The organism is Actinomadura kijaniata, assembly GCF_014138665.1.
Taxonomy (GTDB): Bacteria; Actinomycetota; Actinomycetes; order Streptosporangiales; family Streptosporangiaceae; genus Spirillospora; species Spirillospora kijaniata.
Genome location: NZ_JACJIA010000002.1, coordinates 939380 through 964169, shown reverse-complemented (window position 1 = coordinate 964169; position 24790 = coordinate 939380). Strand labels below are relative to the sequence as shown.

Sequence of the window (24790 nt, the reverse complement as noted above, 5' to 3'; positions counted from 1 at the left end):
TCGCTTACCCGCCGGTCAATGGGCGGAAGCGTTCCCGGCGGGAGGGGTCGTGAACATGGAAGGCACGCCACGGGCGGTCTGCGTGGGCGAGACGATGGCCGCGCTGCTGCCCGACCGGCCCGGCCCGCTGGAGGACGTGCCGGGGTTCCGGTCGTCGGTCGGCGGCGCGGAGGCGAACGTGGCGCGCGGGCTGGCGGCGCTCGGCGTCCCGGCGGCGTGGCTGGGACGCGTCGGCGACGACGGCTTCGGGCGGCGGATCGTCCGGGAGCTGGCCGCCGGCGGCGTCGACACCTCGCACGTGGTCGTGGACCCGCAGCGGCCGACGGGACTGTACGTGAAGGAGACCGGGCCGGACGGCAGCGTCCTGCACTACTACCGCGACGGCTCGGCCGGGTCGGCGCTCGACCCCGGGATGCTGGAGTCCGCGGCGCTGCGGGACGCGTCCCTGGTCCACCTGTCGGGGATCACCCCGGCGCTGTCGGACGACGCGATGGCGTTCGTGACCGAGCTGGTGCGGCGGCCCCGGACCGGGCTGCTGAGCTTCGACCTCAACTGGCGCCCGGCGCTGTGGCGGGACCGCGACCCCGGCGTGCTGGGCGACCTGCTGAACGCGGCCGACCTCGTGCTGCTGGGCGCGGACGAGGCCGCCGAGGTGTTCGGCACCGGCGTCCCGCGCAAGCTGCGGGAGCTGCTGCCCGGACCGCGCGCGCTGGTGGTCAAGGACGCCGGGCACCAGGTCACCGTGGTGACCCCGGAGGGCGCGCACACCGAGCCCGCGCTGCGCGTGGAGATCGTCGACCACGTGGGGGCGGGGGACGCGTTCGCCGCTGGCTACCTGGCCGCTACGCTGCGCGGATACGACCAGCGGCGACGGCTGCGCCTGGGCCATCTGATGGCGGCCTCGACCCTGGCGGTCCCCGGCGACCACGGGGCGCCGCCGCCTCCCGGCCGCGTCGCCGCGCTGCTGGACGCCCCGCCCGCGGAGTGGGCGGCGACGGTGATCGGGGGGACGCCATGAGCCAGAGCCTGGCGCGCGGGCTCGGCATCCTGGCCGAGCTCGGCGAGGGGCCGCGGTCGCTGGACGAGCTGGCCGCCGCGCTCGGCGTGCACAAGACGACCGTGCTGCGGCTGCTGCGCACGCTGGAGTCCGAGCGCTTCGTGCGCCGCGACGACGCCCACCGCTTCCACCTCGGGTCGCGGCTGTTCGCGCTGTCGGGCGCGGCGCTGGACCAGCACGGGATCCGCGGCATCGCCGCCCCGCACCTGGCCCGGCTGAACGAGACGACCGGCCAGACCGTGCACCTCGGCGTGCTCGACGGCGGCGACGTCGTCTACCTGGACAAGTACGACTCGCGGCACTCGATCCGCATGTACTCGCGGATCGGCCTGGCGATGCCGCTGCACGCCACCGCCATCGCCAAGGTGCTGCTGGCGGACCTGCCGCCCGAACGCCGCCGGGCCATCGCCAGCGGGATCGACTACGTCCGCTTCACCGAGCACACGCTGGCCGCCCCGCAGGCCCTGCTGGCCGAACTGGACCGCGTCGCCGAGCAGGGGTACGCGATGGACGACGCCGAGCACGAGACGTTCATCCGCTGCGTCGCCGCGCCGGTCCGCGACGCCTCCGGCCGCGTGGTGGCGGCGGCGTCGATCTCGGTTCCGGACGTGGTGCTCAACCGCGAGCAGGTCCTTGGCCTGCTCCCCGAACTGCGGGCCACGACCCGCGCCATCTCCGCCGACTGCGGCCACATCCCCCGGGAGGACTCCGAATGAGCGACAAGACCCAGATCCGCACCGACGGCGCGCCCACCCCCGCCTGGGCGTTCTCGCAGGGCGTCCGCAAGGGCCCGCTGTTGCAGGTGTCCGGGCAGGGCCCGCAGGACCCGGCGACCGGCGAGTTCCTGTACCCCGGCGACGTGAAGGCGCAGACCACCCGCACCCTCGCCAACGTCAAGGCGGTGGTGCTGGCGGGCGGCGCGTCCTTCGAGGACGTGCTGATGCTGCGGGTGTACCTCACCAAGCGGGAGGACTTCCCGGCGATGAACGAGGCGTACGAGGAGTTCGTGAAGGAGAACTGCCCGAGCGGCGTGTTCCCGAGCCGCACCACGGTCTTCGTGGAGCTGCCGCACGAGTCGATGCTCGTCGAGATCGACGCGCTGGCCGCCGTCGGCTGACCCCCGCCGGGTCCGGGGCGCGCGTCCCGGACCCGGGCCGGTCAGGCCTCCAGGGACTCGTGGGCCTTGACGAAGTCCGCGAAGGAGATCCGGCCGTCGCCGTCGGTGTCGGCCCGCGCGATGCGCTCGTCCAGCTGGGCCAGGGTCAGCTCCCTGCCCTGGATGAGGAGGTGGCGACGCAGCTCGTCACGGCTGATGTAGCCGTCGCGGTTGAGGTCGCGCTCGTCGAACGCCTCGCGAAGTTCCGCTTCGGTGAGGGCGCTGTCCTGGCTCATGGGCAGGGGGTTCCTTCGCTTCGCCTGTTGACGGACCGTTGACGATCGCAGCCTAAGGGGTCCGGCGGTCGGTCAGCCTGCCGGTGGCGACCAGCCACAGCGTGAGCAGCGCGGCGATCGGCTCGGCCACCAGCAGGCCGATCAGGACGAGCAGCTGGGTCGCGCCCGCCTGGAGGGGGTCCGCGCCGCCCAGCAGCACCCCCACGAACGCGCCCGGCAGCGTCACCAGGCCGACCGTCCGCGTCTGGTCCAGGGCCGGGATCAGCGCCAGCCGCGCCGAGTCGCGGCACACCTCCAGCGCCGCGTCGCGCGGCGGCAGCCCGAGCGCCAGGCCGCCCTCGTACTCCCCCCTGCGCTTGCGCAGCTCGTCCAGGCCGTGGCGGCCGGTCAGCGCCGTCGCGGTCATCGCGCCGCCGATCAGGATGCCCGCCAGCGGCAGGATCGCGACCGGCCGCGGCGGCACCAGCGTCGAGACCAGCAGCAGCGCCAGGACCGGGGCCGCGCCGGCGGCGATCGGGACCGCCGTCCACGGGGTCGCGCGGGACGTCCCGGTGACGCGCCGGGCGGAGGTCGCGGCGGCGACCGTCACCATCCCGACGACGAACAGCGCCGTCCAGCCCGCGTGCCGCAGCACCGCCGCGATCAGCAGCGAGACCACCGCGAGCTGCGCCGTGGCGCGCGCCGAGGCGACGGCGATCTCGCGGGACAGCCGCAGCCCGCCGAGCCGCACCAGGACGGCTCCCGCCGCCGTCAGCAGGACCAACACCACCGCCAGCGGGGGCCCGATGGCCGGTGCCGCATTCATGAGACTCCCTTTGATACCAAGATCGCCTGATTTGGACCTCTATAAAAGCCGTAGATCCCCTGAAAGACCGCTAACGTGTCCCCTGTGGCGGAAGCGGAACTGGAGGCGCGCGGGCCGTCCCGCCGCACAGCGTTGTGGTTGATGGGTGCCGCCGGGCTGGTCGCGCTGGGCGCGGACGGCGCACGGCACTCGTCGTCGGCGGCGGTGCGGACACCGCCGAACCCCGGCACCCCCGGCGCGGCGCCGGTCCCGACCCCGACACCGACGCCGAAACCCGTGCCCAAGCCCCGGCCGTCGCCCTGGACGACCGAGAAGCTGACGGCGACGAAGACCCCGATCCGCAACCTGACGGAGCTGGTCCCCCCGCCGCCGCCCAGGACGATCGCGCTGACCATCGACGACGGGCCGCACCCGCTGTGGACGCCGCGGGTGCTGGACATCCTGGAAGAGCACGACGTCAAGGCCACGTTCTTCATCATCGGCCAGCAGGTCGACGAGTTCCCCAGGATCGCGCGGCGTATCGCCGACCACGGCCACCAGGTGTGCAACCACACCATGACCCACCCGATCCTGTCGGGCGTGTCGGCCAGGGTGGTGAAGAAGGAGATCGTCCAGGCGCACCACAAGATCGCCGACGTGACGGGGGTCGTGCCGACGTTCTTCCGCGCGCCCGGCGGCGGCTGGTCCAAGCGCGTCTACGAGACGATCGCCGAGCACGGGATGCTGCCGATCGACTGGGCCGTCGACCCGCGCGACTGGGAGCGGCCGGGCGTCGGGGCCATCCGCCGCACGCTCGTCGGCAGCCAGGCGGGCAACATCCTGCTGTGCCACGACGGGGGCGGGGAACGCTCCCAGACGCTCGCCGCGCTGGACCAGGCCATCCCCCGCCTGAAGCGCAAGGGCCTGGTCTTCACCGCGCTCTAGGGGCGCACGCCCGCGAACAGGTCGTCCTCCGGGAGGGACGTGGGGACCGCGGTGCGGGCCAGGTGGTAGTCCTCGGTCGGCCAGACCTCGCGTTCCACGTCGCGGGGGTGCGTCATGAACCCGGCGTCCGGATCGACCTGGGTGGCGTGCGCGAGCAGTGCCCGGTCGCGGACCTCGAAGTACCCGGCGCACGGGACGCGGGTCGTGACCTCCGGGGCGGGCGCCGTGTCGGGCCACCCGGCCAGCAGGGGCCCATCCGCGAGTCGATGCCGCGCTCGGTCATCGCGTCGTGCATCGCCTGGAACCACGCGCGGGACAGCGCCGCCTGGTAGTAGAGCTTGAGCGGCCGCCAGGGCCCGCCCGTTCCGGGGTAGCGGGCGGGGTCGGGGGCCGCGCCGAACGCCTCCACCGTCACCTCGTGCGTCCGGACGTGGTCGGGGTGCGGGTAGCCGCCGGTCTCGTCGTAGGTGACGACGGCGTGCGGGCGGAACCCGCGGATCAGCGCGACCAGCGGGCGGGCGGCCTCGCCGAGGGGCCGGGCCGCGAAGCAGCCGTCCGGGAGCGGCTCGCCGGGGCCCGGCAGGCCGGAGTCGGTGAAGCCGAGGAAGCGCTGCCGGACGCCGAGGATCGCGCGGGCCGCCTCCATCTCCGCGCGGCGGACGGCGGCCAGGTTCGCGCGGACTCCCGGCCGGTCCATGGCGGGGTTGAGGATGCCGCCGCGCTCGCCGCCGGTGCAGGTCGCGACCATGACGTCCACGCCCTCGGCGGCGTACCGGGCGAGCGTCGCCGCGCCCTTGCTGGTCTCGTCGTCGGGGTGGGCGTGCACGCTGAGCAGGCGCGGCTTCATGGCTTTCCCTTCGGGTAGAGGAACGCGGGGAGCAGGGTGAGCGCGGACAGCCCGGCGGCCCACCAGAAGGCACCGGCGAACGCGGCCGGGGCGGGCCCGGCGTTCAGGCGCTCCTGGAGGACGACCGCCAGGACGGCCGTGCCGAGGGAGCCGCCGACGCGGTTGAGGGCGTTGACCGCGCCCGCCGCGCGCGGGACCAGGGCGCGGTCGACGGACGCGTAGACCGCGGCCATGCCGGGCACGGTCGCGACGCCGAGCCCGGCGCCCCGCACGACCAGCGCGCGCGGCCCGGTCCGGTCGGCGAGCCGTCCCGCGACGAGCGTGGCGACGGCCGTGCCGAGCGCCTGCGGGACGAGCAGCAGCCCGGCGTCGAACGCGTCCGCGTGGTGAACGTGCTGGTAGTAGAGCGGAAGCAGCAGCATGGAGCTGTAGAGCGTCGCGCCCTGGAGGAACGAGTTGGCGGTCGCGACCGCGAACCCGCGCCGCGCGAACAGCCGCAGGTCGATCAGCGGCGTCGCGGTGCGCGACGCGTGCGCCGCGTACCCGGCGAGCAGCGCGGCCCCGGCCGCCAGCGCGGCGGTCACGCGTCCGCCGAACCCCGCCGTCCCGACCTCGGAGAAGCCGTAGACGAGCGCGGCCAGCCCCGGCGACAGCAGCGCCAGCCCCCGCGCGTCGAGACGGGCGCCGGTCCCGGCGCGGTCGTCGCGGGGCAGGTGGCGGACGGCCAGCAGCAGCGTGGCCACGCCGATCGGGACGTTCACCAGGAACATCCAGCGCCAGTCGAGGTGCTCCACCAGCACGCCGCCGGCGACGGGCCCCAGCACGGGCGCGAACGTGATCGGCAGCAGCGTGACGGCGATGGTCCGGCCGAGGCGTTCCGGCCCGGCGGCCCGGACCAGGATCGACTGCCCGAGCGGCTGGATCAGCCCGCCGCCGAGCCCCTGGAGCACCCGGAACGCGACCAGGCCCTCCACCGACCAGGCCAGCCCGCACAGCGCCGACCCGGTGACGAACAGCGCGACCGAGGCGATCCAGGCGCGGCGCGCGCCGAAGCGTTCGGCGGCCCAGCCGGACAGCGGCATCACGACGGCGATGGCGAGGAGGTATCCGGCGGACGCCCACCGGACCCCGGCGAGCGGGGCGTCCAGGTCGCGGGCGATCGCGCCGGTCCCCACCCCGACGATCGTGGTGTCGAGCAGCGCCAGCACCGGCCCCAGGACCAGCACGAACGCCGCCCGCAGCAGGGGCGCGTCCAGCTTCGCGGTGACGGTCACCCGACCTCCTTTCTTAGGTCGAGCCCAAACTTATGAACGCTTAAAATAGTGTGTCAGACATAAATTTATCCTTGACCTACGTAAGAGCGCGCGACCGCCCGCGCCGTCCGCCGTCACGACTCCGTAAGCACTTCTCGCAGCTGGGGCGGGTTCGGGCTGGTGGACTGGCGGTAGTCGGCCGGATCTGAGGAGGACGTGATGGGCAGGTTGCTGCGCAGGACCTGGGTACGGGTCGGACTGGTGGCGTTCGTGCTGGCCGGAGGCGTGGGGCTGTATCTCACGCAGCCGTGGCGGCTGTTCTTCGACCGGACCGTGCACGAGAGCGCGCCCGCCGCCGTCGCGACCGCGAGCGGCGCGCCCCAGGTGGTGGCGAGCGGGACGTTCGTCTCCCACGAGCACGCCACCAGGGGCCGGGCCAGCGTCGTGCGGCTGCCGGACGGCGGGCGCGTGCTGCGGATCGAGGGGCTGGACACCTCCGACGGGCCCGACCTGCGCGTGTGGCTGTCGGACCAGCCGGTCAGGGAGGGGCGCGCCGGGTGGTTCGCGTTCGGCGAGGGCAGGCACGTCGAGCTCGGCAAGCTCAAGGGCAACAAGGGCGACCAGAACTACACCGTCCCCGCCGACGCCGACCTGGCGAGGCTGACCAGCGTGAGCATCTGGTGCAAGCGGTTCGGCGTGTCGTTCGGCGCGGCCGCCCTGCGCGCCTAGGGCCTGTTTCAAAGTGGGCCTCAGCCGCGCACGCGAGCGCGTTACCTGACCTGCGGGCCCGACGCCGAAGGCGAGGGCCCGCAGGTCAGATCGCGAAGCGATGTCGCGCTCGCCAAGCCCTGGTGAGGTGCGAGCCCCCAGGGCGAGCGCCGTGGGCCAGGGCTTTGAAACACGGCCTAGGAGCGGCGGGGGACGGCCCGCACCCCGGAGGCCGCGCCCCCGTCACCGGGCCGACACCGGCCCGACCAGGCAAGTCAACTTCCGATCGGACATACTTTTCACAAAGGGTCAAGCCATTCCTTGAATGCTCAACATAACTCGTCGTGAAAAGTGTTCACTTCGGGGTTGTGGGGCGTCTTAGGGTCTCCTAAAGTCGAGGACGCGGAAACACCCCCGCACCGAAACCCGGGCGGGAATGGGAACGCGTTCTCCATACGCGGGGGCAGGCCGTCGCACCTCGGCGGCCACCCCGCGCCGAAAGCCGCTGCACCGCGGCAGGCGAAAACAGGAGGTCAAAATGCACGTGTCACGCGCCGTTCGGTGGGCCGTCGCGGCCGCCGCGCTCGTCCCCCTCACCGCCGTCCCGGCCGCCGCCGATCCGCGGCCGACCGGGCCGGAAGGGGCCTACCTGCTCATGGTCGTCCCGGTCGGCGAACCGGCCCCCGAACGCTCCGCCTCCCTGTGGTGCGGGCCCGACGGGGGCGCGCACCCGGCCGCGACGAACGCCTGTGACCAGCTCAGAAAGGTCTCCGGCCGGATCGGCGCCCTCGCCGAGCAGCCCGGCCCCTGCACGCTGGAGTACCGGCCGGTCCGGGTCACCGCCGACGGCCACTGGCGCGGCGCGCCCCGCCACTTCGACCGGGTCTACCCCAACCGGTGCGCCGCCGTGCGCGGCACCGGGGGCGCGCTGTTCGCGTTCTGACGACCGCGTCCGGCCGTTTCCCCGCCCGGCCGCACGTCGCCGCTGCACAATGCGCGACGGCGGCCGATGAAATCGCTTTCCAATTTCCCAAGCGGCCGACGCATGCCCAAAAACACCCCGCAAAAGGAAGACGAATTTCGGCATGCATCTCAGCAGCACGATAGTCGCGAGTTTCGTCGCGGCCGTCTCCACGACCGGAGCGACCGTTACGGGAACCATCCCGACAATGGTCGTCTACGAGAAGACCGGCGGTTTCGCCGGGGTGAGCGACCGGGTCACCGTGGACCACACGGGCACGGTCGTCACGCGCGACGGGACGTTCGAGCTCGCCCCGGTCGAGGTCGGCGAGCTGCGGCGGGCGCTCGACCGCATCACCACGACCGCCTCGTCCGCCCAGGGATGCGACATCCCCGACCATTTCTCCTACACGCTCTCCTATGACGGATGGCGTGCGACGCGCTGCCACCGGGTGCCGCCGGACTGGATGCCCGCGGTGATGCGGCTCGCCGCGCTGGCCGAGCGGCCGGGCTGACCGACCGCGCGCCGGGGGTGTGCCCAGGTACACCCCCGGCCGCGTTCCAGGCCCCGTGCGCGCGTCCGGTCCGCCCGCGAGACTGGACCTCGTCGGTCGGGCGAGGTGCGGAGAAGACGGTGAACGGTGAAGTCGCGGACAAGGGCACCTGGTGGCGGGAGCACGCCAGGGCGCCATGGCGGGGGTTCCAGATCGGGCTGCTGGCGACGCCCACGATCCTGCTGCTGAGCGCGCTGTCGCTCTCCCTGTCGCTCGTCGGCGTCGGGCTCGGCATCCTGCTGGTCCCGGTGGTGGTCGGGGCGGTGCGCGGGCTGCTCGACACCTACCGCGACCTGGCCTTCCGGTGGGCCGGGCAGCGCGTCGAGCGTCCCTACCTGCCCGCGCCCGACGGCGCGGAGGGACGGTGGAACCGGTTCGCGCGGCTGATGGCCGACCCCGCCACCTGGCGCGACCTCGTGTGGATGCTCGGCGAGCCCGTCGTGGCGCTGTTCACCGCCCAGCTCCCGGCGCTGCTCATCCTGTACGGGCTGTGGGGCTGGATCCTCGCGAACGGGCTCGCCCAGGAGCTCGTGCAGCACGGTTTCAACGAGTGGTACACGTTCATCCACATCGAGTCCGGTTACGGCAGCCCCTTCCAGGTGGTCCAGACGCTCGCGGTGGCGACGGCGTTCCTCGTGGCCGGGTTCCTGTCGGGGCCGTCCCTGCTGCGCGCCCACGGGCGGTGGGTCGCCACGCTGCTCGGCCCCACCGAGCGGTCGCGGCTGGCGCTGCGCGTCGCGCACCTGACCGAGACCCGCGCCGAGGCGGTGGACGCCTCGGCCGCCGAGCTGCGCCGCATCGAACGCGACCTGCACGACGGCGCGCAGGCCCGGCTGGTCGCGATGGGCATGAGCCTCGGCGCGATCGAGCACCTGCTGGAGAAGGACCCGGCCCGGGCCCGCGCCCTGCTCGCCCAGACCCGCGAGTCGTCGGCGCGGGCACTGAGCGAGCTGCGCGACCTGGTGCGCGGCATCCACCCGCCGGTGCTGGCCGACCGGGGCCTCGGCGACGCGGTCCGGGCGCTCGCGCTGGACCACCCGCTGGACGTCGAGGTGTCGGCCGACCTGCCCGGACGGCTGCCCGCCCCGGTCGAGTCGGCCGCCTACTTCGCCGTCGCGGAGCTGCTCACCAACGCCGCCAAGCACTCCGGCGCCCGCCGCGTCTGGATCGACCTGCGGCACGCCGGCGGGACGCTGCGGGCCACCGTGACCGACGACGGGCACGGCGGCGCGGCGCCCGAAGGCGGCACCGGGCTGCGCGGCGTCGAACGCCGCATCGCTACATTCGACGGCGTGCTCGCCCTCACCTCCCCCATCGGCGGGCCGACCGTCGTCACCCTGGAGCTGCCGTGCGCGTCGTCCTCGCCGAAGACCTAGCACTGCTGCGCGAGGGCCTGGTCAGCCTGCTGGAGTCGCACGACTTCACGATCGCCGCCGCCGTCGACAACGGCCCGTCCCTGCTGCGGGCGCTGGTCGAGCACCGCCCGGACGTGGCGGTGGTCGACGTGCGGCTGCCGCCGTCGTTCACCGACGAGGGGTTGCAGGCCGCGCTGGAGGCGCGCCGCCGCGTCCCGGGCCTGCCGGTGCTGGTGCTGTCGCAGTACGTCGAGCAGCTCTACGCCCGCGAGCTGCTGGCCGACGGCACCGGCGGCGTCGGCTACCTGCTGAAGGACCGGGTCTTCGACGCCGCGCAGTTCGTGGACGCGGTCCGGCGGGTGGCGGCGGGCGGCACCGCCATGGACCCCGAGGTGATCTCGCGGCTGGTGGCGCGGGGCGTCCGCGACGACCCGCTCGGCCGCCTCACCCCGCGCGAGACCGAGGTGCTGGAGCTGATGGCGCAGGGCCGGTCCAACGCCGCCATCGCCCAGCAGCTCGTCGTCACCGAACGCGCCGTCACCAAGCACACCGCGAACATCTTCGCCAAGCTGGGCCTGGCGGTCTCCGACGACGACAACCGCCGCGTCCTGGCGGTGCTGGCCCACCTCAACGCCCGCTGAGCCCCCAGAACGGGCCCGACAGCCCGACCTCGCGGAAGTAGGCGGCGGCCGCGGCCGGCTCGCGGCGGATGTAGCCGGGGTCGAGACGCCCGTCGTACCAGTGCCGGGCCAGCCGCCACAGGGTCGGCAGGTCCATCACATGCCCCCGGTCGCCGCCGGTGCGGTCCAGCCAGGCCGTCACGCACGCCTCGCCGCAGAACAGGCGCTGGTTGCCGCAGGTGTGGACGACGTCGTCCCACATGCGCGCGACCGGGACGAGGAGGTGCGCGACCTGGTCGCCGGGCGGCGGCGCGTCGCGGGTGACGTTCCAGGCGTGCGGGGCGCCGCAGGCGGGGCAGCGGGTGGAGACCAGCACCCCGGGTTCGCCGGGCAGCAGGTGCGGGAGCGCGAACGAGTCCCACGCGCAGCCGCCCCACCACAGCGTGCGGGCTCCCATCACGGCGAAGCCGAGCGGGATCGTCGCGAACGGATGTGCCATGAGGACGTTGTCGTCGGCGTCGAGCACCAGATGGCGGGCGTCGTGCAGCGCGCGCAGGGCCGCGCGGGCGCCGGGGCCGAAGCGGGCCGTCAGCTCCTCCGGCGACGGCGCGCGGCCGGTGGTGGCCAGCGAACGGTAGACGAACAGGCGGAGGGCTTCGTGATCGCTGGTCACGCTCTTCTCACTTCTTCGGAGTTTCGGGCTATCGGGGCCGCCAGATGTTGAATTATCGTCACGGCGAGAGCCCGTTGGAGGGCGCTATGACGGTGATCCTCGTGGTGTTGTGCCTGGTGGTCGTCGGCCTGGAACTGTATCTGGGGTTCGGCGGGCGGTGGCGGACGGCGGACGCCCCGGACGAGGCGGCGCGGCTGGACGAGCGCGTCGACTCCCTGGTCGCGCAGATCAACGAGCGGATGGTCCCCGAGGTCAACCGGCGGCTGGCCGGGCACCGGGAGGCGATCGCGCGGCTGGAGGCCGAGCTCGCCGAGGTGCGGGCGCACCTGGCCGGGCGGCTCGCGCAGGCCGCCGCCGAGTCGCTCGGGGCCGACCCCGTGGACGTGGTGACGGGCACGGTGGCCGGGGGAGCCGAGGTCGAGCGCGCCTACCGGCGGTTCGCCGGAAACCTCGGGCTGCGCGTGGAACTGGCCGTTCCCGAGGACGGGCGGACGCGGTTCTTCCTGTCGGGACGCAGCCCGCGCGCGCTGGAACGCGACTTCTTCGAGCTGGTGCGCGCCCTGCGGAACGGGCCCGAAGCCGGACCCGACGCCGGACCCGACGCCGGGTGCGCGGACGCGCGGGCGCTGCTGGCGGCGCTGCGGACGGCGGAGTCGGGCGGCGCGCGGCTCGGCCCGCTGGTCCTCGTCCGGACGCCCGGATCGCTGGCGTGCGGGGTGCTCACGCTCGCCGAGCTGCGCCGGCACGGCGGCGACGAGCCCGGCCCGGAGCGGCTGCGCGGGCTCCCCGACGGCCGCTACTGCGAGGTCAGGGAGAGGTCCAGGTGAACGCCGGCCGGCGGCGCTCCAGGAACGCCGCCACCCCCTCCGGCAGGTCCGGGCCCGCCGCCATCTCCGCCACCCAGCGGGCCGCCTTCTCCTCCGCCGGGAGGCCCGCCGCCAGCGCGTCCACCAGCTCCTTCGTCGCCCGCTGAGTCAGCAGCGAACGCGTCGTGAGCGTCGCGGCGAACTCGGCGACCCGCGCGTGCAGGCGGCCGGCGGGCAGCAGCTCGTCGAGCAGGCCGATGCGCAGCGCGTGCGCGGCGTCGACCAGGTCGGCCGAGTACAGCAGGTACTTGGCGGCGGACGGGCCGACGAGCCGGACGATCCGGGCCGTCGCCGACAGCGGGTAGACGATCCCGAGCCGCGCCGGGGTGATCCCGAACCGGGCGTCGTCGGCGGCGAACCGCAGGTCGCAGGCGGCCGCGAGCTGGCAGCCGCCGCCCACGCAGAACCCCTCGACCGCCGCGATCGTCGGCTTGGGGAACGCGGCCAGGGCCTCCTCGGCGGCCGTGGACAGGTGCCCGTCGCCCGGCCGGTTGATGTCGGCGAGCTCGCCGATGTCGGCCCCGGCGCAGAAGTTGCCGCCCGCGCCGGTCAGCACCACGACCCGCACGGCCGGGTCGGCGGCGAACCCCGCCAGGATCTCCGGCAGCGCCCGCCACATGGCCGCGGTCATCGCGTTGCGCTTGGCGGGCCGGTCGATGGTGATCGTTCCGACCCCGTCGGCGACGGTCCGGCGCAGCTCGACGGTCATCTCTCCCCCTTCGACGGCCCCTCCGGCGGCCTGCCGGCGGCCCCTCCCACCGGGCGCCGCAATCGTACGGAGGGGCATTCCCCGGACGAATCGCCAGGGTGCGGGGAATGCTTTTCGGCGGTCGTGTGCTGTACTGTCGTGGTAGCGCCTTCGTTCTCCGTCGGGAGAGACGGCGAAGACGTGCATCTTTCCCCGCACGGGCCATCTGAGCGCCCGGTGATCCGCGTGTTCCCCATTCGTCCGCGCCCGAAGCGACCGACCGTCGTTCCGGGCCTCGCACCAAGGGAGCCGACGACAGCCCGGTGAACCGCGCTGCTTTCTTCTCATTCCCCTCGCGCACACGCCGTGAAGCCGTTCCGGCGTACGCCAGAAAGGACTCCCCTTGACCGCACCCACCGTCGAACGACCGGTCGCCTCCACCGGGCAGACCCTTCCCGCGCAGGTGCCCAGGCAGAACCGCACCGAGCGCCGCACGCGCAAGGCCGCCCCGGCCCAGCCGCCGGTCGACGAGGTCGTGCTCCCGTTCTCGGGGGTGCTGACCGTCCAGGACAAGCACGCGTTCGTGCGGACCCAGGGCTACCTGCCCGGCCCCGACGACGTGTACGTGTCCCTGTCGCAGGTGAAGAGCCACCACCTGCGCCCCGGCGACGTCGTCGCCGGAACCTACCGCGCGCCCCGCTCCGGACGGGAGAAGTTCGGCGCGCTGCAGTCCGTCGAGACCGTCAACGGCCTCCCGCCCGCGCAGGCCGCCGGCCGTCCCGAGTTCGGCAAGCTCACCCCGCTGTTCCCGGACGAGCGGCTGCGGCTGGACACCGGGCCGCTGGCCACCCGCGTGATCGACCTGGTCGCCCCGATCGGCAAGGGCCAGCGCGGGCTGATCGTGTCGCCGCCCAAGGTCGGCAAGACCATGGTGCTCCAGGCCCTGGCCAGCTCGATCTCCCTGAACAACCCCGAGGTCCACCTCATGGTCGTGCTCATCGACGAGCGGCCCGAGGAGGTCACCGACATGCAGCGGACCATCCGCGGCGAGGTGATCCACTCGACGTTCGACCGGCCCGCCGAGGAGCACACCCAGCTCGCCGAGCTGGCCGTCGAGCGCGCCAAGCGCCTGGTCGAGCAGGGCCACGACGTGGTCATGCTGCTGGACTCCATCACCCGGCTGGGCCGCGCCTACAACCTGGCCGCGCCGTCCAACAGCCGCATCCTGGCCGGCGGCGTCGCCACCACCGCGATCTACCCGCCCAAGAAGTTCTTCGGCGCCGCCCGCAACATCGAGAACGGCGGCTCCCTCACGATCCTCGCCACCGCGCTGGTGGACACCGGCTCCCGCATGGACGACGTGTTCTTCGAGGAGTTCAAGGGCACCGGCAACATGGAGCTCAAGCTCGACCGGGGCCTGGCCGACCGGCGTGTGTTCCCCGCCGTCGACATCGAGCAGTCCGGCACCCGCCGCGAGGAGCTCATGATGGCCCCCGAGGAGCTCGCCCTGAACTGGCGGCTGCGCCGCGCCCTGTCGGGCATGGAGCGGCAGCAGGCCGTGGAGCAGCTGCTGGAGCGGATGAAGGGCACCTCCTCCAACGCCGAGTTCCTGCTCAAGGTGCAGCAGACCGCCGCGACCGACTAGGACCGCCACCCCGCGGGGCGCGGACCAGGACAGGCGCGGACTAGGAGTCGTGCTCCGGCCGGAGCGTGCTGAGTACCCGGTCGTAGAGCCGCTGGCCCGGCGTCCACCGCTCGTCCGGCGCGTGGAAGGTGATCTCGTAGCCCGCGGTGCGGCTGCGCAGCCCGTGCGCGCCGTCGCGTTCGCCGCGCGGGCCGGTCCAGACGTACTCCCACTCCGCGGCGCCCGGGGCGAGATGCGGCGCGGCCTCCAGCCGCAGCCGGCGGTAGCCCGGATAGGTCCGGTCGCGCCCGGCCTCGCGCTCGGCGGCCTCCAGCCCGACCAGCGCGTCCCCCGTGACGCGGGCGATGCGCAGCTCCCGGGTGGAGTCCGGGTCGTCCCAGACGACGACGCCGCCGTGGTGCGAACGCCGCCAGTCCGCCGGGACGTCGACGCGGTACCCCGGCCCGTGATAGGTGACCGTCCGGTCCGTCGCGTCCGGCGCGGGCGTCAGCAGCAGCGCGTCGCTCTGCCCGACCGAGTTCCAGCGCGCCGACCACATGCCCAGCACGACCACCATCCCGGCGAGCGCGGCCACCCCCGTCACCGCGCCGGCCCGCGACGCCCGCGGGCGACGTCTCCGCAGCAGGCCCCGCCGCGCGTACGGGACCATCGCCCGCGACGCGAAGCGCGACGCTCCGGACCCCGCGATCCGCTCCAGGGTCGCGGCGAGGACGGCGGGATGCGGCCGTTCGGCGGGATCCTCGCGCAGCAGCGCCGTGATGACGGGGCCGAGCGCCCCGGCGCGGCGCGGCGGCCGGCAGTCCCCCAGCAGCACCGCCAGCATCGACGCGAGCGCGTGGCAGCGCAGGAAGGGCGGGACGCCCTCCACGGCCGCGTACAGCGTGGCGCCCAGCGACCACAGGTCGGAGGCGGGCACGCCGGGATGGCCGCGGACGCGTTCGGGCGGCAGGTACGCCGGGGACCCCTCGACGCCCGCGACGATCGTGTCGACGACCTCCCGGCCCCGGTGCAGGGGGACGGCCAGGCCGAAGTCGGTGAGCAGGACCCGGCCGTCGTCGCACAGCAGCACGTTGCTGGGCTTGACGTCGCGGTGCAGGATCCCGGCGGCGTGCGCGGCGCGCAGCACCGACAGCACGGCCGCGCCGATCTCGGCGGCGCGGGCGGGCGGGACGGGGCCGTCCTCGCTCAGCAGCCGGTGCAGCGAACGCGCCTTCAGGTACTCCATGACGACCCACGGGCGGCCGTCCTCCACCACCACGTCGTGGACGGCGACGACGCCGGGATGGCGCAGCGCGGCGGTCGCGCGGGCCTCGTCGATCAGGCGGCGGCACAGCATCCGGCGTTCGCGCGGGGTGAGGCTCGCGGGCAGCCGCACCTCCTTGATCGCCACCTCCCGGTCCAGCGTCTCGTCGTAGGCGTGCCACACCGTGCCCGTGCCGCCCCTGCCGACCGGCACGAGAAGGCGGTACCGCCGCGCGAGCGGCGCCCGCCGTTCGACCCTCATGGGGTGGTTATGCGGGGAAGCGGGTCAACTCATGTCCCGCCCGCCCCCATCATTTCTTGACCAGGAGGCAGCGCGACCGCCCGGAGGAGGCGCGGCGGCGCCGGCGCAGCGTCCAGCCGATCCAGCCGGCGCCGCCGGCCGGGATCTCGACCGCGTAGGTGTAGAACGAGTACAGGATCGTCGCGGCGGCGGCCGGGCCCGCCGGAACGCCGAAGTGCACCAGCAGCGCGGCGGTGCCGGTCTCGCTGATGCCCGCGCCGCTCGGGGTGACGACGGCGGTGGTGAGCATCCGGTTGATCGCGAACACGGCGACCACCTCGGCCGGCTCGACGTCCGCGCCGACCGCGACCAGGCAGGCGTGCAGCAGCACCGCCTGGAGCAGCAGGTAGGCGGCCATCCCGGCGGTCAGGCCGCGCCAGCCGGTCCGCAGCACCCCGATCGTCTTGCCGCGCACGTCCAGCAGCGCCCCGTCGGCGCGCAGCAGCAGGGCGCGGGGACGGCGCGGCAGCCGCAGCGCGACCCGGCGGACGCCCCGGTCCACGGCGCGGGCGGCCTTCTCCGAGCGCAGCGCGAGCGCCAGCAGCCCCACGATGCCGAGCAGCACGGCGGCGGCCAGCAGCGCCATCACGGCGGTGCGGCGGTCGGGGACCTCCCCGGCCACCAGCAGCGCGATGATGCCGACGGCCGGCAGCAGCAGCCGCGACAGGACGTTCCACACCCCGGTGACCAGGGTGGACACGGCGATGGCGGCGTTGCGGTGGCCCCAGCCGCGCGCCATCGCGAACGTGACCGCCACGCCGACCGCGCCGCCGAACGGCAGCAGGTTGCTGACCGCGCTGCCGACGGCGTTGAGCATGAACGCGTGCGGGTGCGTCAGGCCCGGCAGCGACGCGGTCAGCACGTAGGTGTAGGCCCACAGGCCCGCCAGCCACAGCGCGGTCAGGCCGATCAGCCATCCCAGGTCCAGCTCGCCCAGCTCCCGGAAGATCTGCTCCCAGTCCACGCCCACGACGTAGGGCATCGCGGCCAGCAGGGCCACCGCGCCGGCCAGGGACAGGGCCGACAGGGCGACGCGGGCGCTCCGGTTCAAGAACCCGCCGTATCGACGAGCGTCCCGCGGTCGCCGGGGCGCCCGGTGCCGGCGGGCCAGCGGTCGAGCGGGTGCGTCAGGGTCGTTCCGGGCGGCAGGTCGCGCCGCACGTAGTACTCGGTCCCGAGGGCCCTGCGGAACAGCGGGCGCGGCAGGCGCAGCAGCGCCGCGAGGGTCCGGACCGAGTCGCCGCCGGTCGCCTGGGTGGCGTGCGCGGCCATGCTGGCGCGCTTGGCGTCGGCGAACCTCCCGACACGCACCCGGTGGGTGATCTCGTCGCGGCCCGCGTAGGCGGTCGCGAACCGCCCCAGGTCCAGGGTCCTCGGCGCGAGCCGCAGCCGCGCGATCGGGCGCAGCGCGCGCAGCAGCAGGTCGCGGTCCACGGTGGCCTCCAGCACGACGGGCGTCCCGGCCAGCCGCGCGGCCTCGGTGCCGACGCGGTGGACCTGGACGTGGTCGGGGTGGCCGTAGCCGCCGGCCGGGTCGTAGACGACGAGCAGGTCGGCCTCCTCCCGGCGCAGGAGCCCGGCCAGCCCGGCGGCGGCCTCGGCGACGTCGGCGGACGCGAACCCGCCGGGCGCGTCGCCGTCCAGCCCCGAGTCGGCGTGGCCGAGCACGACGACGCGGGCGACGCCGAGCACCGCGGCGGAGGCGTGCAGCTCGGCGGTGCGGACCTCGCCCAGCGGGCGGTCCCCCTCGGCGGCGAGCCCGCGCTCCCCGGCGGTCGCCACCACGAGCACCACCCGGTGGCCCTCCGCCGCCAGCAGGGCCATGGTGCCCGCCGTCAGCAGCGCCTCGTCATCGGGGTGGGCGTGGAAGAAGACACAGGTCCGTCGCACGGGAACTAGATTCCCGCACCGACGTGAAGTTCAGGTCTGGCCCGCGTCAAAACCGGGCCATTCCATGGTGGCAGGACGGGCCCGGGGCGCGCGGCTCCACAGACTGCCAAGCGATGAGAATTCTCCACGTCAGCGACTCCTACCTGCCGCGGCTGGGCGGGATCGAGGTGCAGGTCGACGGGATCGCGCGGGCGCAGCGCGCCGCCGGTCACGACGTCGCCGTCGCCACCGCCACCCCGGGGCACGCGGGCGGGCCGCCGCCGTCCTCGCCGTACCCGGTGGACCGGCTGGTGCTGCCGATGCCCTGGGAGCTGCCGGTCGGGCGTTCGGTGGGGGCGCTGCTGACGCACCGCAAGCCCGACGTGCTGCACGTCCACGCGGGCGCGGCGTCGCCGTTCGCGTGGCGGGCGGTGGGGCGGGGGCTGGACGTGGGGCTGCCGGTCGTGCTCACCGTCCACAGCCTGTGGGGGCCGCTCAGCCGGACGGCGTACCGGGCGCTGTTCACGTCGTGGTCGCGGCGGCACGGGCTGGTGGTGACGGCGGTGAGCGAGGCGGCGGCGTACCCGGTCCGGCGGGTGGTGGACGGCCGGGTGCCGGTGCGGGTGGTGTCCAACGGCGTGGACCTGGAGCGCTGGCACGCGTCCGGGGGGCCGGTCCCGCCCGGCGGCGGGCCGATGCACGTGGTGGCGGTGGGCCGGCTGGCCCCGCGCAAGGAGCCGATCACCCTGCTGCGGGTGCTGCGCGACGTGGCGGCGGCCGTGCCGATCCGCGCGACGATCGTCGGCGAGGGCCCGGCCCGCGCCCGGATGGAGCGCTTCCTGCGCCGCCACGGCATGGAGACCTGGGTCCGCCTGACCGGGCGGCTGGACCAGCCGGGGGTGCGGGAGGTGCTGGCGGGGGCGGACGTGTTCCTGGCTCCGGCGGCGCGGGAGTCGTTCGGGCTGGCGGCGCTGGAGGCGCGGCTGGCGGGCGTCCCGGTGGTGGCGCAGGCGGGCAGCGGGGTGGCGGACTTCGTCCGCTCGGGCCGGGAGGGGCTGCTGGGCCGCACCTACGCCGACCTGTCGGCGGCGCTGGTGACGCTGGCCCGCGACCCGTCGCTGCGCCACCGGATGGCGGCCCACAACCGCGCGACCGAGCCGCTGCGGGTGACCTGGCCGAGGGTGCTGGAGGAGTTCGCCGACTGCTACGAGCAGGCGGCCGGCGTCCCCCTGACCCCGGCCCGCTGGGCGTGAGCGCGGGCCGGGCGGACGGGTCTCAGGCGAACTGGGACCTCGCCCACTTGTAGTCGGACTTCCCGACCGCCGTGCGCCGCACCTCGTCCACCAGCTTCAGGGTGCGGGGGAGCTTGTAGCCCGCCAGGCGGTCGCGGCAGTGGCCGGCCAGCTCCTCCAGGGTCGGGGTCCGGCCGGGGACCGGGGCGACCACGGCGGCCACGCGCTGGCCGTAGCGTTCGTCGGGGAGGCCGACCACCACCGCGTCGTAGACGTCGGGGTGGTCCTTGAGGGCGACCTCGACCTCCTCGGGGTAGACCTTCTCGCCACCGGTGTTGATCACCAGGGAGCCGCGGCCGAGCAGGACGATCGTGCCGTCCTCCTCCAGGGACGCGAAGTCGCCGGGGATCGACCAGCGGACGCCGTCGGCGTCGGTGAAGAACGTCGAGGCGGTCTTGCCCGGGTCGTTGTAGTAGCCGAGGGGGATGTGGCCGCTGCGGGCGAGCCTGCCGATCTCGCCGGGGCGGACGGGCCTCAGGCCGTCGTCCAGGACGGTGATGCCGGGCTTCATCTGGAAGCGGGCGGTGCCCTCCTTGCCGCCGACCGACGGGCCGCACGCGCCGGTCTCGGACGCGCCGTAGTTGTCGAGGAACATCACGTTCGGCAGGTGGGCGCGCAGCTCCTCCTTGGCGGCCTCGGTGAGGGGCGCGCCGCCGGAGGCGATGGCGAACAGGGAGGACGTGTCGTGGTCGCCCTCCGCCAGGGCCCGGGCGACCGGGCGGGCCATGACGTCGCCGACGAGCATGAGGACGTTGGCCTGCTCCTCGGCGAGCAGGCGCAGGGCCTTGTCCGCGTCGAACGCGTGGTCGGTGTACAGGACGACCTTCGCGCCGCTGAACAGGCCCATGAACGCCACCCACTGGCCCGCGCCGTGCATCACCGGGGCGCAGTCGAGCACGGCCATCGGGGGCTGGTCGGCGTTGGCGGCGATCGCCTCGGGGCTGGTGATGGGATCGCCGAGGACGTTCCCGCCGCCGAGCGCGCCGAAGAAGATGTCCTCGCACCGCCACTCGACGCCCTTGGGGTATCCCGTGGTGCCGCCGGTGTACATGATGTAGCGGTCGTCGCTGGACCGCTCGGGGAAGCCGGCGTCGGGGGACGCCGCGGCCAGGGCCTTCTCGTACTCGACGGCGCCGGGGACCTCGGCGTCGTCGCCGTCCTCGATGACGATGACGTGCCGGAGCCCCGGCAGGTCGCCGCGGATCTCCTGGACCCGGCGGAGCAGGGAGCGCTCGGCGACGAGGGCGACCGCGTCGGAGTCGGACAGCACGTGGTGGAGTTCGGCGGCGACGTAGCGGAAGTTCACCGGGATCGGCACGGCGCGGATCTTGAAGATGCCGAACATGGCCTCGATCCACTCGACCCGGTTGTGGGCGAGGATCGCGACGTGCTGGTGCGGCTCCACCCCGGCGGCGGCCAGGTGGTGGCCGACCCGGCCGGCGCGTTCGTCCAGCTCCCGGTAGGTGCGGCGGTCGTCGCCCGCCACGAGGGCGGGTCGGTCCGGGCCCGCCGCGGCCAGGATCTCCAGAAGGTCGGCCAGGTTGTAGCTGCGCGCCATCGCCGTGTCCTCGCTGTCGGGGTGGGAGGGACCCTCCCGATCATCCCCGGCGGGCGGCGCGCGTTCAACGCCTCTGTTGACGCTCAGTCCAATGACTTGGGTCACACGGCGCGGGGGCGGGGGCCCGCACCGTGCCTCCTCACGTCCGCGTCAGGTCAGCCACGGGTCCCGGTCGCCCAGAGCGCGCGGTTCGCGCGGTCGTAGATGACGACGTTGCCGTCGTTCTGGACCGACAGCGCCGCGCCCGCGTGACCGTGGGTCCGGCTGTTCCACAGCGGGGTGCGGCCCTTGTAGACGACCAGGTTGCCGTCCCGCTGCATGAGCGTGAACGCGCCCTTGTGGCCGGTGGTGCGGCTGCTCCACAGCGCGGTGCGGCCCTTGTACAGGACCAGGTTGCCGTCCCGCTGCTGGACGAACACGAACTTGCGGTTCGGCGAGACCACGTACTGGTCGGCCTTGAGCGCGTGGCCCGGCTTGAGGCGGCCGATGTGCATGTGCCGCGACCACAGCGCCTTGCGGCCCTTGTAGATCACGAGGTTGCCGTCGTTCTGCACGGCCAGGAACGCGCCCCGGCCCTGGGTGCCGCTGTCCCACAGCGCCTTGCGGCCCTTGTAGACGACGAGGTTGCCGTCGGTCTGCATGGCGGCGAACGCGCCCTTGTGCCCGGCGGTGATGGTGCTCCACAGCGGGGTGCGGCCCTTGTAGAGCACCAGGTTGCCGTCCTTCTGCATGAGCAGCAGGTAGCGGCCGTTACGGGACTTGCGGGACTGGCCCGGCTTGAGGAGCTGGCCGGGCTTGAGCAGGTCGCGGGCCGCGGCGGCGGCCTGCGTGGCGGCCGCCTGGGGAGCCTGCGGGGCGGCCTGGGCGGGAACGCTCACCGCGACCGACGCCATGGCCGCGCCGAGGGCCACGAACCCGAGCTTCTTCAACATGCGGTTCCTCTCCGGTGTCTCATCCGTCACCGACGCCCCAGGGGGCGTCGCCTGTCATCAGATGACGCCCCCTGTGCGGTGGTTCCACCGGATGCGCAAAGGTTTCGGCGGCACGTTCCGATGCGCGGAGAAGGGGATCATCGGCCACGGCGGATCGTTGGGGGGAGGGAACCCTCCCGGGCGGGGCGCGGGGCTACCCCGTCCTGTGACGCAGATCACCGGCTTTGGCCCGCCGCATCCGGCCAAAACGAATCGTTCTTACACGCCTCTTATCTGGGTAACGGCATGCTTGGCCGTAACGATTTAGCAACAGACGGGGGTAGTGGTGAGCGCAGGCGCAATGGCGTGGACACCTCCGACGTGGGAGGAGATCGTCACCGAGCACTCCACGCGGGTGTTCCGGCTGGCATACCGGCTGACGGGCAACCGGCACGACGCCGAGGACCTGACCCAGGACGTGTTCATCCGGGTCTTCCGCTCGCTGTCCTCCTACAGCCCGGGGACGTTCGAGGGCTGGCTGCACCGCATCACGACGAACCTGTTCCTGGACCGCGCCCGCCGCAAGCAGCGCATCCGCTTCGACGCGCTGGCCGACGACGCCGCCGAGCGCCTCCAGGGGCGCGAGCCGAGCCCGGCGCAGGCCTACGACGAGCGGCACCTGGACGCCGACATCCAGCGGGCGCTGGACTCGCTGGCCCCCGAGTACCGGGCCGCCGTGGTGCTGTGCGACATCGAGGGACTGACCTACGAGGAGATCGCGGCGACGCTGGGCGTCAAGCTCGGCACCGTGCGGTCCCGCATCCACCGGGGCCGCGCCCAGCTGCGCGCCGCCCTGGAGCACCGCCGCCCGGTCGAGTCCCCGGTGACGACCCTGACCTGACACCCCGGACCCGACGCCCCGAACCGGGACGCCCCGAACGTGACGATCGTCACGCGTGACCGGTAAGTGAACGCTGTCTACCCTCCCTCTCGTGGACATCGTCTTCGAGCGGCGCGGGTCGGGCGCGCCGCTGGTGCTGCTGCACGGCATCGGTCACCGGTGGCAGGCGTGGGAACCGGTCCTGGACCTCCTCGCCGCCGAGCGCGACGTCATCGCCGTCGACCTGCCCGGCTTCGGCGCCTCCCCGCCGCTGCCCGCGGGCACGCCCTACACGCTCGACACGGCCATGGCGAACCTGGCCGCGACGTTCGAGCTGCTCGGCCTCGACCGGCCGCACATCGCGGGCAACTCGCTGGGCGGGCTGTTCTCCCTGGAGGCCGCCGACCGCGGCCTGGTCAGCTCCGCGACGGTGCTGTCCCCGGCGGGCTTCTTCAACGCGGCCGAGCACCGCTACGCGAAGGCGGTGCTGCGCGCCTCCCGGCTCGGGGCGAACGTGCCGGGCCCGGTGCTGGACCGGCTGGCGCGCTCCCCGCGCCGCCGCGCGGCCCTGTTCGGAATGATCTACGGCCGCCCCGACCGGCTGACCGTGGACGCGCTGCTGGCCGACGCCCGCGCGCTCCGCGACGCCCCGGCCTTCGAGGCGACCCTGCGGGCGAGCCGGAAGGTGCGCTTCGCGGGCGCGTGCGCGGACGTCCCGGTGACCATCGCCTGGGGCACCAAGGACCGGCTGCTGCGCGCGGGCCAGGCGGTCCGCGCGCAGCGCCGCCTGCCGCACGCGCGCTTCGTCTGGCTGGAGGGCTGCGGCCACGTCCCGATGGGCGACGACCCGGAGCTGGTCGCGAAGGTGCTCCTGGAGGGCAGCGACCACCCGCTGCCGGGCCGCGCCGGGGAGCAGGCGACCGCCTAGGCTCGGCGGGATGAGCGAGACGGACGCCGAGCTGGCCCGACGCTGGCTGGCGGCGAACGGGGTCGTCCGGACCGGCCCCGGGGAGTGGGACGACAACGGCGTCCTCCGGGACGTCGGCGCCATGGCGCACGCCTGGGCCGAGGAGACGGCGACCGTGGCCGCGCCGGGCGGCGGCTGGGATCCGGCGTTCGCGCTGCGGCTGACGTTCGGGCTGCTGGACCTGCTCGACCACTACTGGGTGACGCACGAGCTGAGCCATCTCGTGCTGACCGAGCCGTCGGTGGCCGGGGCCTTCTGGGCGGGGTGCCGGCGGCGGCTGGAGGCGCCGGAGGAGCCGGAGGCGCTCACGTACTCGCTGGGGGTGGACTGGTTCGAGGACGCGCGGACGGTCGGGACCGCGTTCGGGGAGACCCTGGGCCGGGACGTGGGGGCGTTGCGCTCCCCGGCGCCCGGCCTCCTGCACCGGGCGCGGCACGTGCTGACCAACTCCGGCCCGGTGCCGTGGGAGCTGAAACGCCCCGTCCACGAGACGGCGGTGGACGTGCCGGAGCTGCGCGAGGCGCTGTTCCGCGGCCTGCTGCACGGCTACCACGACTTCTACGGGAAGCTGGAGCCGTCCGAGGCGCTGGCCCTGCTGCGCCGCCTGCGCCTGCCGGAGGGCACCGAGCACCTGGCGGCGCTGGAGACCGTCCTGGCCGCGGGCCACCGCAACCACTACGCCTCCCCCGAGGCGTGGCCCCGGGCTGGGCGGAATCTCCCAAGGGAACCTCACGGCTAGTAGTCGATCTTCAACTGTGGGTTAGATGTGGCGGCGTTCCCACAGCGTGGGCGCGTTCACGACAGCGTCGGCCGGCGGCGTCCGGGCGGGCCTCCCATGGCGGCGCGCCCCGTGGCGCCGGTCCCGGCCGACCCTCCATCTCTGGAAGGAGCGATCCGATGCTGGCAACGACTCTGGGTGGCGTCGCCGCACTGGCCGCGATGCTGACCTCCGCCGCCCCCAGCACCGCCGTGCAGGCGTGCGAGAAGATGATCCGCAAACATCCGGCGCACGCCCGGGTGGACTCCGCCACCATCGGCGGCGACAAGCGGACGCTGCGGGTGAAGGTGACCTACCAGTGCAGGGAGGCCACCCACCTGGCGGTGGCGGCCGGGCAGCCGCCCGCCGCCAAGAGCGGCGCCCCCCGCTACCAGCGCATCGGCGCCGCCACCACCCCCGCCAAGTGCGACGGTAAGCGGCACACCCGCACCCTGACCGCCAAGCCCCAGGGCGACTTCGCCAAGGTCTGGCAGCGCGGCGCGCCCGCCACCGTCGGCGCCACCCTGCAGACCGCCAAGGCCAACTGCCTGTACACCCTGGCCAAGACCAGCAAGAACCTGCGCCTCAGGTGACCTGACCGGCCCCGCCGGGGCGCACCGGGCCGGGCGGACGCGGGCGCGGCTCTCCCGCGGCCGTCCGGCCGTG

25 protein-coding genes and 2 pseudogenes are annotated in these 24790 nt (G+C 74.3%); 16 read left to right on the top strand and 11 right to left on the bottom strand.

Annotated elements, in window-relative coordinates; genetic code table 11:
* The first annotated feature begins 55 nt into the window (after nt 1-55).
* From HNR61_RS11880 to HNR61_RS11870, 3 genes are read left to right on the top strand one after another with little or no spacing between them, the layout of a single operon-like run.
* The gene (locus HNR61_RS11880) at nt 56-1018 is read left to right on the top strand and encodes a sugar kinase (protein WP_182843121.1); all 963 of its coding nucleotides are present in this window, start codon (nt 56-58) and stop codon (nt 1016-1018) included.
* Complete coding sequence (locus tag HNR61_RS11875; protein ID WP_182843120.1) at nt 1015-1773, top strand: IclR family transcriptional regulator; 759 nt, start codon at nt 1015-1017, stop codon at nt 1771-1773. Before HNR61_RS11880 ends, HNR61_RS11875 begins: the two co-directional genes overlap by 4 nt.
* Nucleotides 1770-2174 carry a RidA family protein gene (locus HNR61_RS11870; RefSeq protein ID WP_067816474.1) on the top strand — a complete coding sequence of 135 codons (405 nt, stop codon included), beginning with the start codon at nt 1770-1772 and terminating at the stop codon, nt 2172-2174. Before HNR61_RS11875 ends, HNR61_RS11870 begins: the two co-directional genes overlap by 4 nt.
* 41 nt (nt 2175-2215) lie before the next feature.
* Here the strand turns inward: HNR61_RS11870 and HNR61_RS11865 are convergent, their stop codons facing one another.
* Together HNR61_RS11865 and HNR61_RS11860 are read right to left on the bottom strand one after the other, a co-directional pair.
* Entirely contained in the window at nt 2216-2449 is a 234-nt protein-coding gene (locus tag HNR61_RS11865; RefSeq protein WP_182843119.1) for an EF-hand domain-containing protein, read from the bottom strand.
* Nucleotides 2450-2501: 52 nt separating this feature from the next.
* Complete coding sequence (locus HNR61_RS11860) at nt 2502-3254, bottom strand: ABC transporter permease (RefSeq protein WP_182843118.1); 753 nt, start codon at nt 3252-3254, stop codon at nt 2502-2504.
* 84 nt (nt 3255-3338) lie between these two features.
* Between HNR61_RS11860 and HNR61_RS11855 the strand changes: the two genes are divergently transcribed.
* A complete protein-coding gene (locus HNR61_RS11855; protein ID WP_312897858.1) occupies nt 3339-4178 on the top strand; it encodes a polysaccharide deacetylase family protein in 840 nt (279 codons plus the stop codon).
* Here the strand turns inward: HNR61_RS11855 and mca are convergent.
* Nucleotides 4175-5025: pseudogene (gene mca / locus HNR61_RS11850) on the bottom strand (mycothiol conjugate amidase Mca). The gene HNR61_RS11855 and the pseudogene mca sit on opposite strands and share 4 nt — an antisense overlap.
* Complete coding sequence (locus tag HNR61_RS11845) at nt 5022-6299, bottom strand: DHA2 family efflux MFS transporter permease subunit (protein WP_220509165.1); 1278 nt, start codon at nt 6297-6299, stop codon at nt 5022-5024. The pseudogene mca and the gene HNR61_RS11845 overlap by 4 nt, the downstream one beginning before the upstream one ends.
* Before the next feature lie 198 nt (nt 6300-6497).
* Between HNR61_RS11845 and HNR61_RS11840 the strand changes: the two genes are divergently transcribed.
* The 5 genes from HNR61_RS11840 (at nt 6498) to HNR61_RS11820 (ending at nt 10496) form a co-directional block, all read left to right on the top strand.
* Nucleotides 6498-7007 carry a DM13 domain-containing protein gene (locus HNR61_RS11840; RefSeq protein ID WP_182843117.1) on the top strand — a complete coding sequence of 170 codons (510 nt, stop codon included), beginning with the start codon at nt 6498-6500 and terminating at the stop codon, nt 7005-7007.
* A 517-nt stretch (nt 7008-7524) separates the two neighbouring features.
* Nucleotides 7525-7929: an SSI family serine proteinase inhibitor gene (locus tag HNR61_RS11835; RefSeq protein WP_182843116.1), complete on the top strand. Its 405-nt coding sequence runs from the start codon at nt 7525-7527 to the stop codon at nt 7927-7929.
* 226 nt (nt 7930-8155) lie between these two features.
* Nucleotides 8156-8461 (top strand): hypothetical protein, encoded by a 306-nt coding sequence (locus tag HNR61_RS11830; RefSeq protein ID WP_182843115.1) that lies wholly within the window; start codon nt 8156-8158, stop codon nt 8459-8461.
* A 119-nt stretch (nt 8462-8580) separates the two neighbouring features.
* A complete protein-coding gene (locus HNR61_RS11825; RefSeq protein WP_312897856.1) occupies nt 8581-9876 on the top strand; it encodes a sensor histidine kinase in 1296 nt (431 codons plus the stop codon).
* The gene (locus tag HNR61_RS11820) at nt 9849-10496 is read left to right on the top strand and encodes a LuxR C-terminal-related transcriptional regulator (RefSeq protein WP_182843113.1); all 648 of its coding nucleotides are present in this window, start codon (nt 9849-9851) and stop codon (nt 10494-10496) included. Before HNR61_RS11825 ends, HNR61_RS11820 begins: the two co-directional genes overlap by 28 nt.
* Here HNR61_RS11820 and merB read toward each other — a convergent pair.
* Nucleotides 10483-11148 carry an organomercurial lyase gene (gene merB / locus HNR61_RS11815; RefSeq protein WP_182843112.1) on the bottom strand — a complete coding sequence of 222 codons (666 nt, stop codon included), beginning with the start codon at nt 11146-11148 and terminating at the stop codon, nt 10483-10485. The genes HNR61_RS11820 and merB overlap by 14 nt on opposite strands.
* An 86-nt stretch (nt 11149-11234) precedes the next feature.
* On the opposite strand from merB, the gene HNR61_RS11810 reads away from it, so the two are divergent.
* Nucleotides 11235-11975 carry a hypothetical protein gene (locus tag HNR61_RS11810; RefSeq protein WP_182843111.1) on the top strand — a complete coding sequence of 247 codons (741 nt, stop codon included), beginning with the start codon at nt 11235-11237 and terminating at the stop codon, nt 11973-11975.
* Here HNR61_RS11810 and HNR61_RS11805 read toward each other — a convergent pair.
* Nucleotides 11956-12723 (bottom strand): enoyl-CoA hydratase/isomerase family protein, encoded by a 768-nt coding sequence (locus HNR61_RS11805; RefSeq protein ID WP_182843110.1) that lies wholly within the window; start codon nt 12721-12723, stop codon nt 11956-11958. The two genes, HNR61_RS11810 and HNR61_RS11805, sit on opposite strands and share 20 nt — an antisense overlap.
* 448 nt (nt 12724-13171) lie before the next feature.
* Between HNR61_RS11805 and rho the strand changes: the two are divergent.
* Nucleotides 13172-14347, top strand: a pseudogene (gene rho / locus HNR61_RS11800) (transcription termination factor Rho); the annotation flags it as partial.
* A 40-nt stretch (nt 14348-14387) separates the two neighbouring features.
* On the opposite strand, the gene HNR61_RS11795 reads toward rho, so the two are convergent.
* The 3 genes from HNR61_RS11795 to HNR61_RS11785 are packed head-to-tail and all read right to left on the bottom strand — an operon-like array spanning nt 14388 to nt 17780.
* A complete protein-coding gene (locus tag HNR61_RS11795; RefSeq protein WP_182843108.1) occupies nt 14388-15851 on the bottom strand; it encodes a serine/threonine-protein kinase in 1464 nt (487 codons plus the stop codon).
* Nucleotides 15852-15900: 49 nt separating this feature from the next.
* Nucleotides 15901-16941, bottom strand: a complete 1041-nt coding sequence (locus HNR61_RS11790; RefSeq protein WP_182843107.1) for a lysylphosphatidylglycerol synthase transmembrane domain-containing protein — start codon at nt 16939-16941, stop codon at nt 15901-15903.
* Nucleotides 16938-17780 carry a PIG-L deacetylase family protein gene (locus HNR61_RS11785; RefSeq protein WP_182843106.1) on the bottom strand — a complete coding sequence of 281 codons (843 nt, stop codon included), beginning with the start codon at nt 17778-17780 and terminating at the stop codon, nt 16938-16940. The genes HNR61_RS11790 and HNR61_RS11785 overlap by 4 nt, the downstream gene beginning before the upstream one ends.
* Nucleotides 17781-17893: 113 nt before the next feature.
* On the opposite strand from HNR61_RS11785, the gene HNR61_RS11780 reads away from it, so the two are divergent.
* Entirely contained in the window at nt 17894-19012 is a 1119-nt protein-coding gene (locus HNR61_RS11780; protein WP_182843105.1) for a glycosyltransferase family 4 protein, read from the top strand.
* Nucleotides 19013-19034: 22 nt separating this feature from the next.
* Here HNR61_RS11780 and HNR61_RS11775 read toward each other — a convergent pair whose 3' ends face one another.
* Together HNR61_RS11775 and HNR61_RS11770 are read right to left on the bottom strand one after the other, a co-directional pair.
* Entirely contained in the window at nt 19035-20609 is a 1575-nt protein-coding gene (locus HNR61_RS11775; protein ID WP_182843104.1) for an acyl-CoA synthetase, read from the bottom strand.
* Between the two features lie 155 nt (nt 20610-20764).
* Nucleotides 20765-21541 carry a hypothetical protein gene (locus HNR61_RS11770; protein ID WP_182843103.1) on the bottom strand — a complete coding sequence of 259 codons (777 nt, stop codon included), beginning with the start codon at nt 21539-21541 and terminating at the stop codon, nt 20765-20767.
* 340 nt (nt 21542-21881) lie between these two features.
* Between HNR61_RS11770 and sigE the strand changes: the two genes are divergently transcribed.
* The 4 genes from sigE to HNR61_RS11750 all read left to right on the top strand — a co-directional run bounded on the left by sigE (nt 21882) and on the right by HNR61_RS11750 (nt 24717).
* Nucleotides 21882-22421, top strand: a complete 540-nt coding sequence (gene sigE / locus HNR61_RS11765) for an RNA polymerase sigma factor SigE (protein WP_182843235.1) — start codon at nt 21882-21884, stop codon at nt 22419-22421.
* 91 nt (nt 22422-22512) lie between these two features.
* Nucleotides 22513-23328, top strand: coding sequence for an alpha/beta fold hydrolase (locus tag HNR61_RS11760; protein WP_182843102.1), 816 nt, complete (start codon nt 22513-22515; stop codon nt 23326-23328).
* A 10-nt stretch (nt 23329-23338) separates the two neighbouring features.
* Entirely contained in the window at nt 23339-24106 is a 768-nt protein-coding gene (locus HNR61_RS11755) for a hypothetical protein (protein ID WP_182843101.1), read from the top strand.
* 158 nt (nt 24107-24264) lie between these two features.
* Complete coding sequence (locus HNR61_RS11750) at nt 24265-24717, top strand: hypothetical protein (RefSeq protein ID WP_182843100.1); 453 nt, start codon at nt 24265-24267, stop codon at nt 24715-24717.
* The last annotated feature ends 73 nt before the right edge of the window (nt 24718-24790 follow it).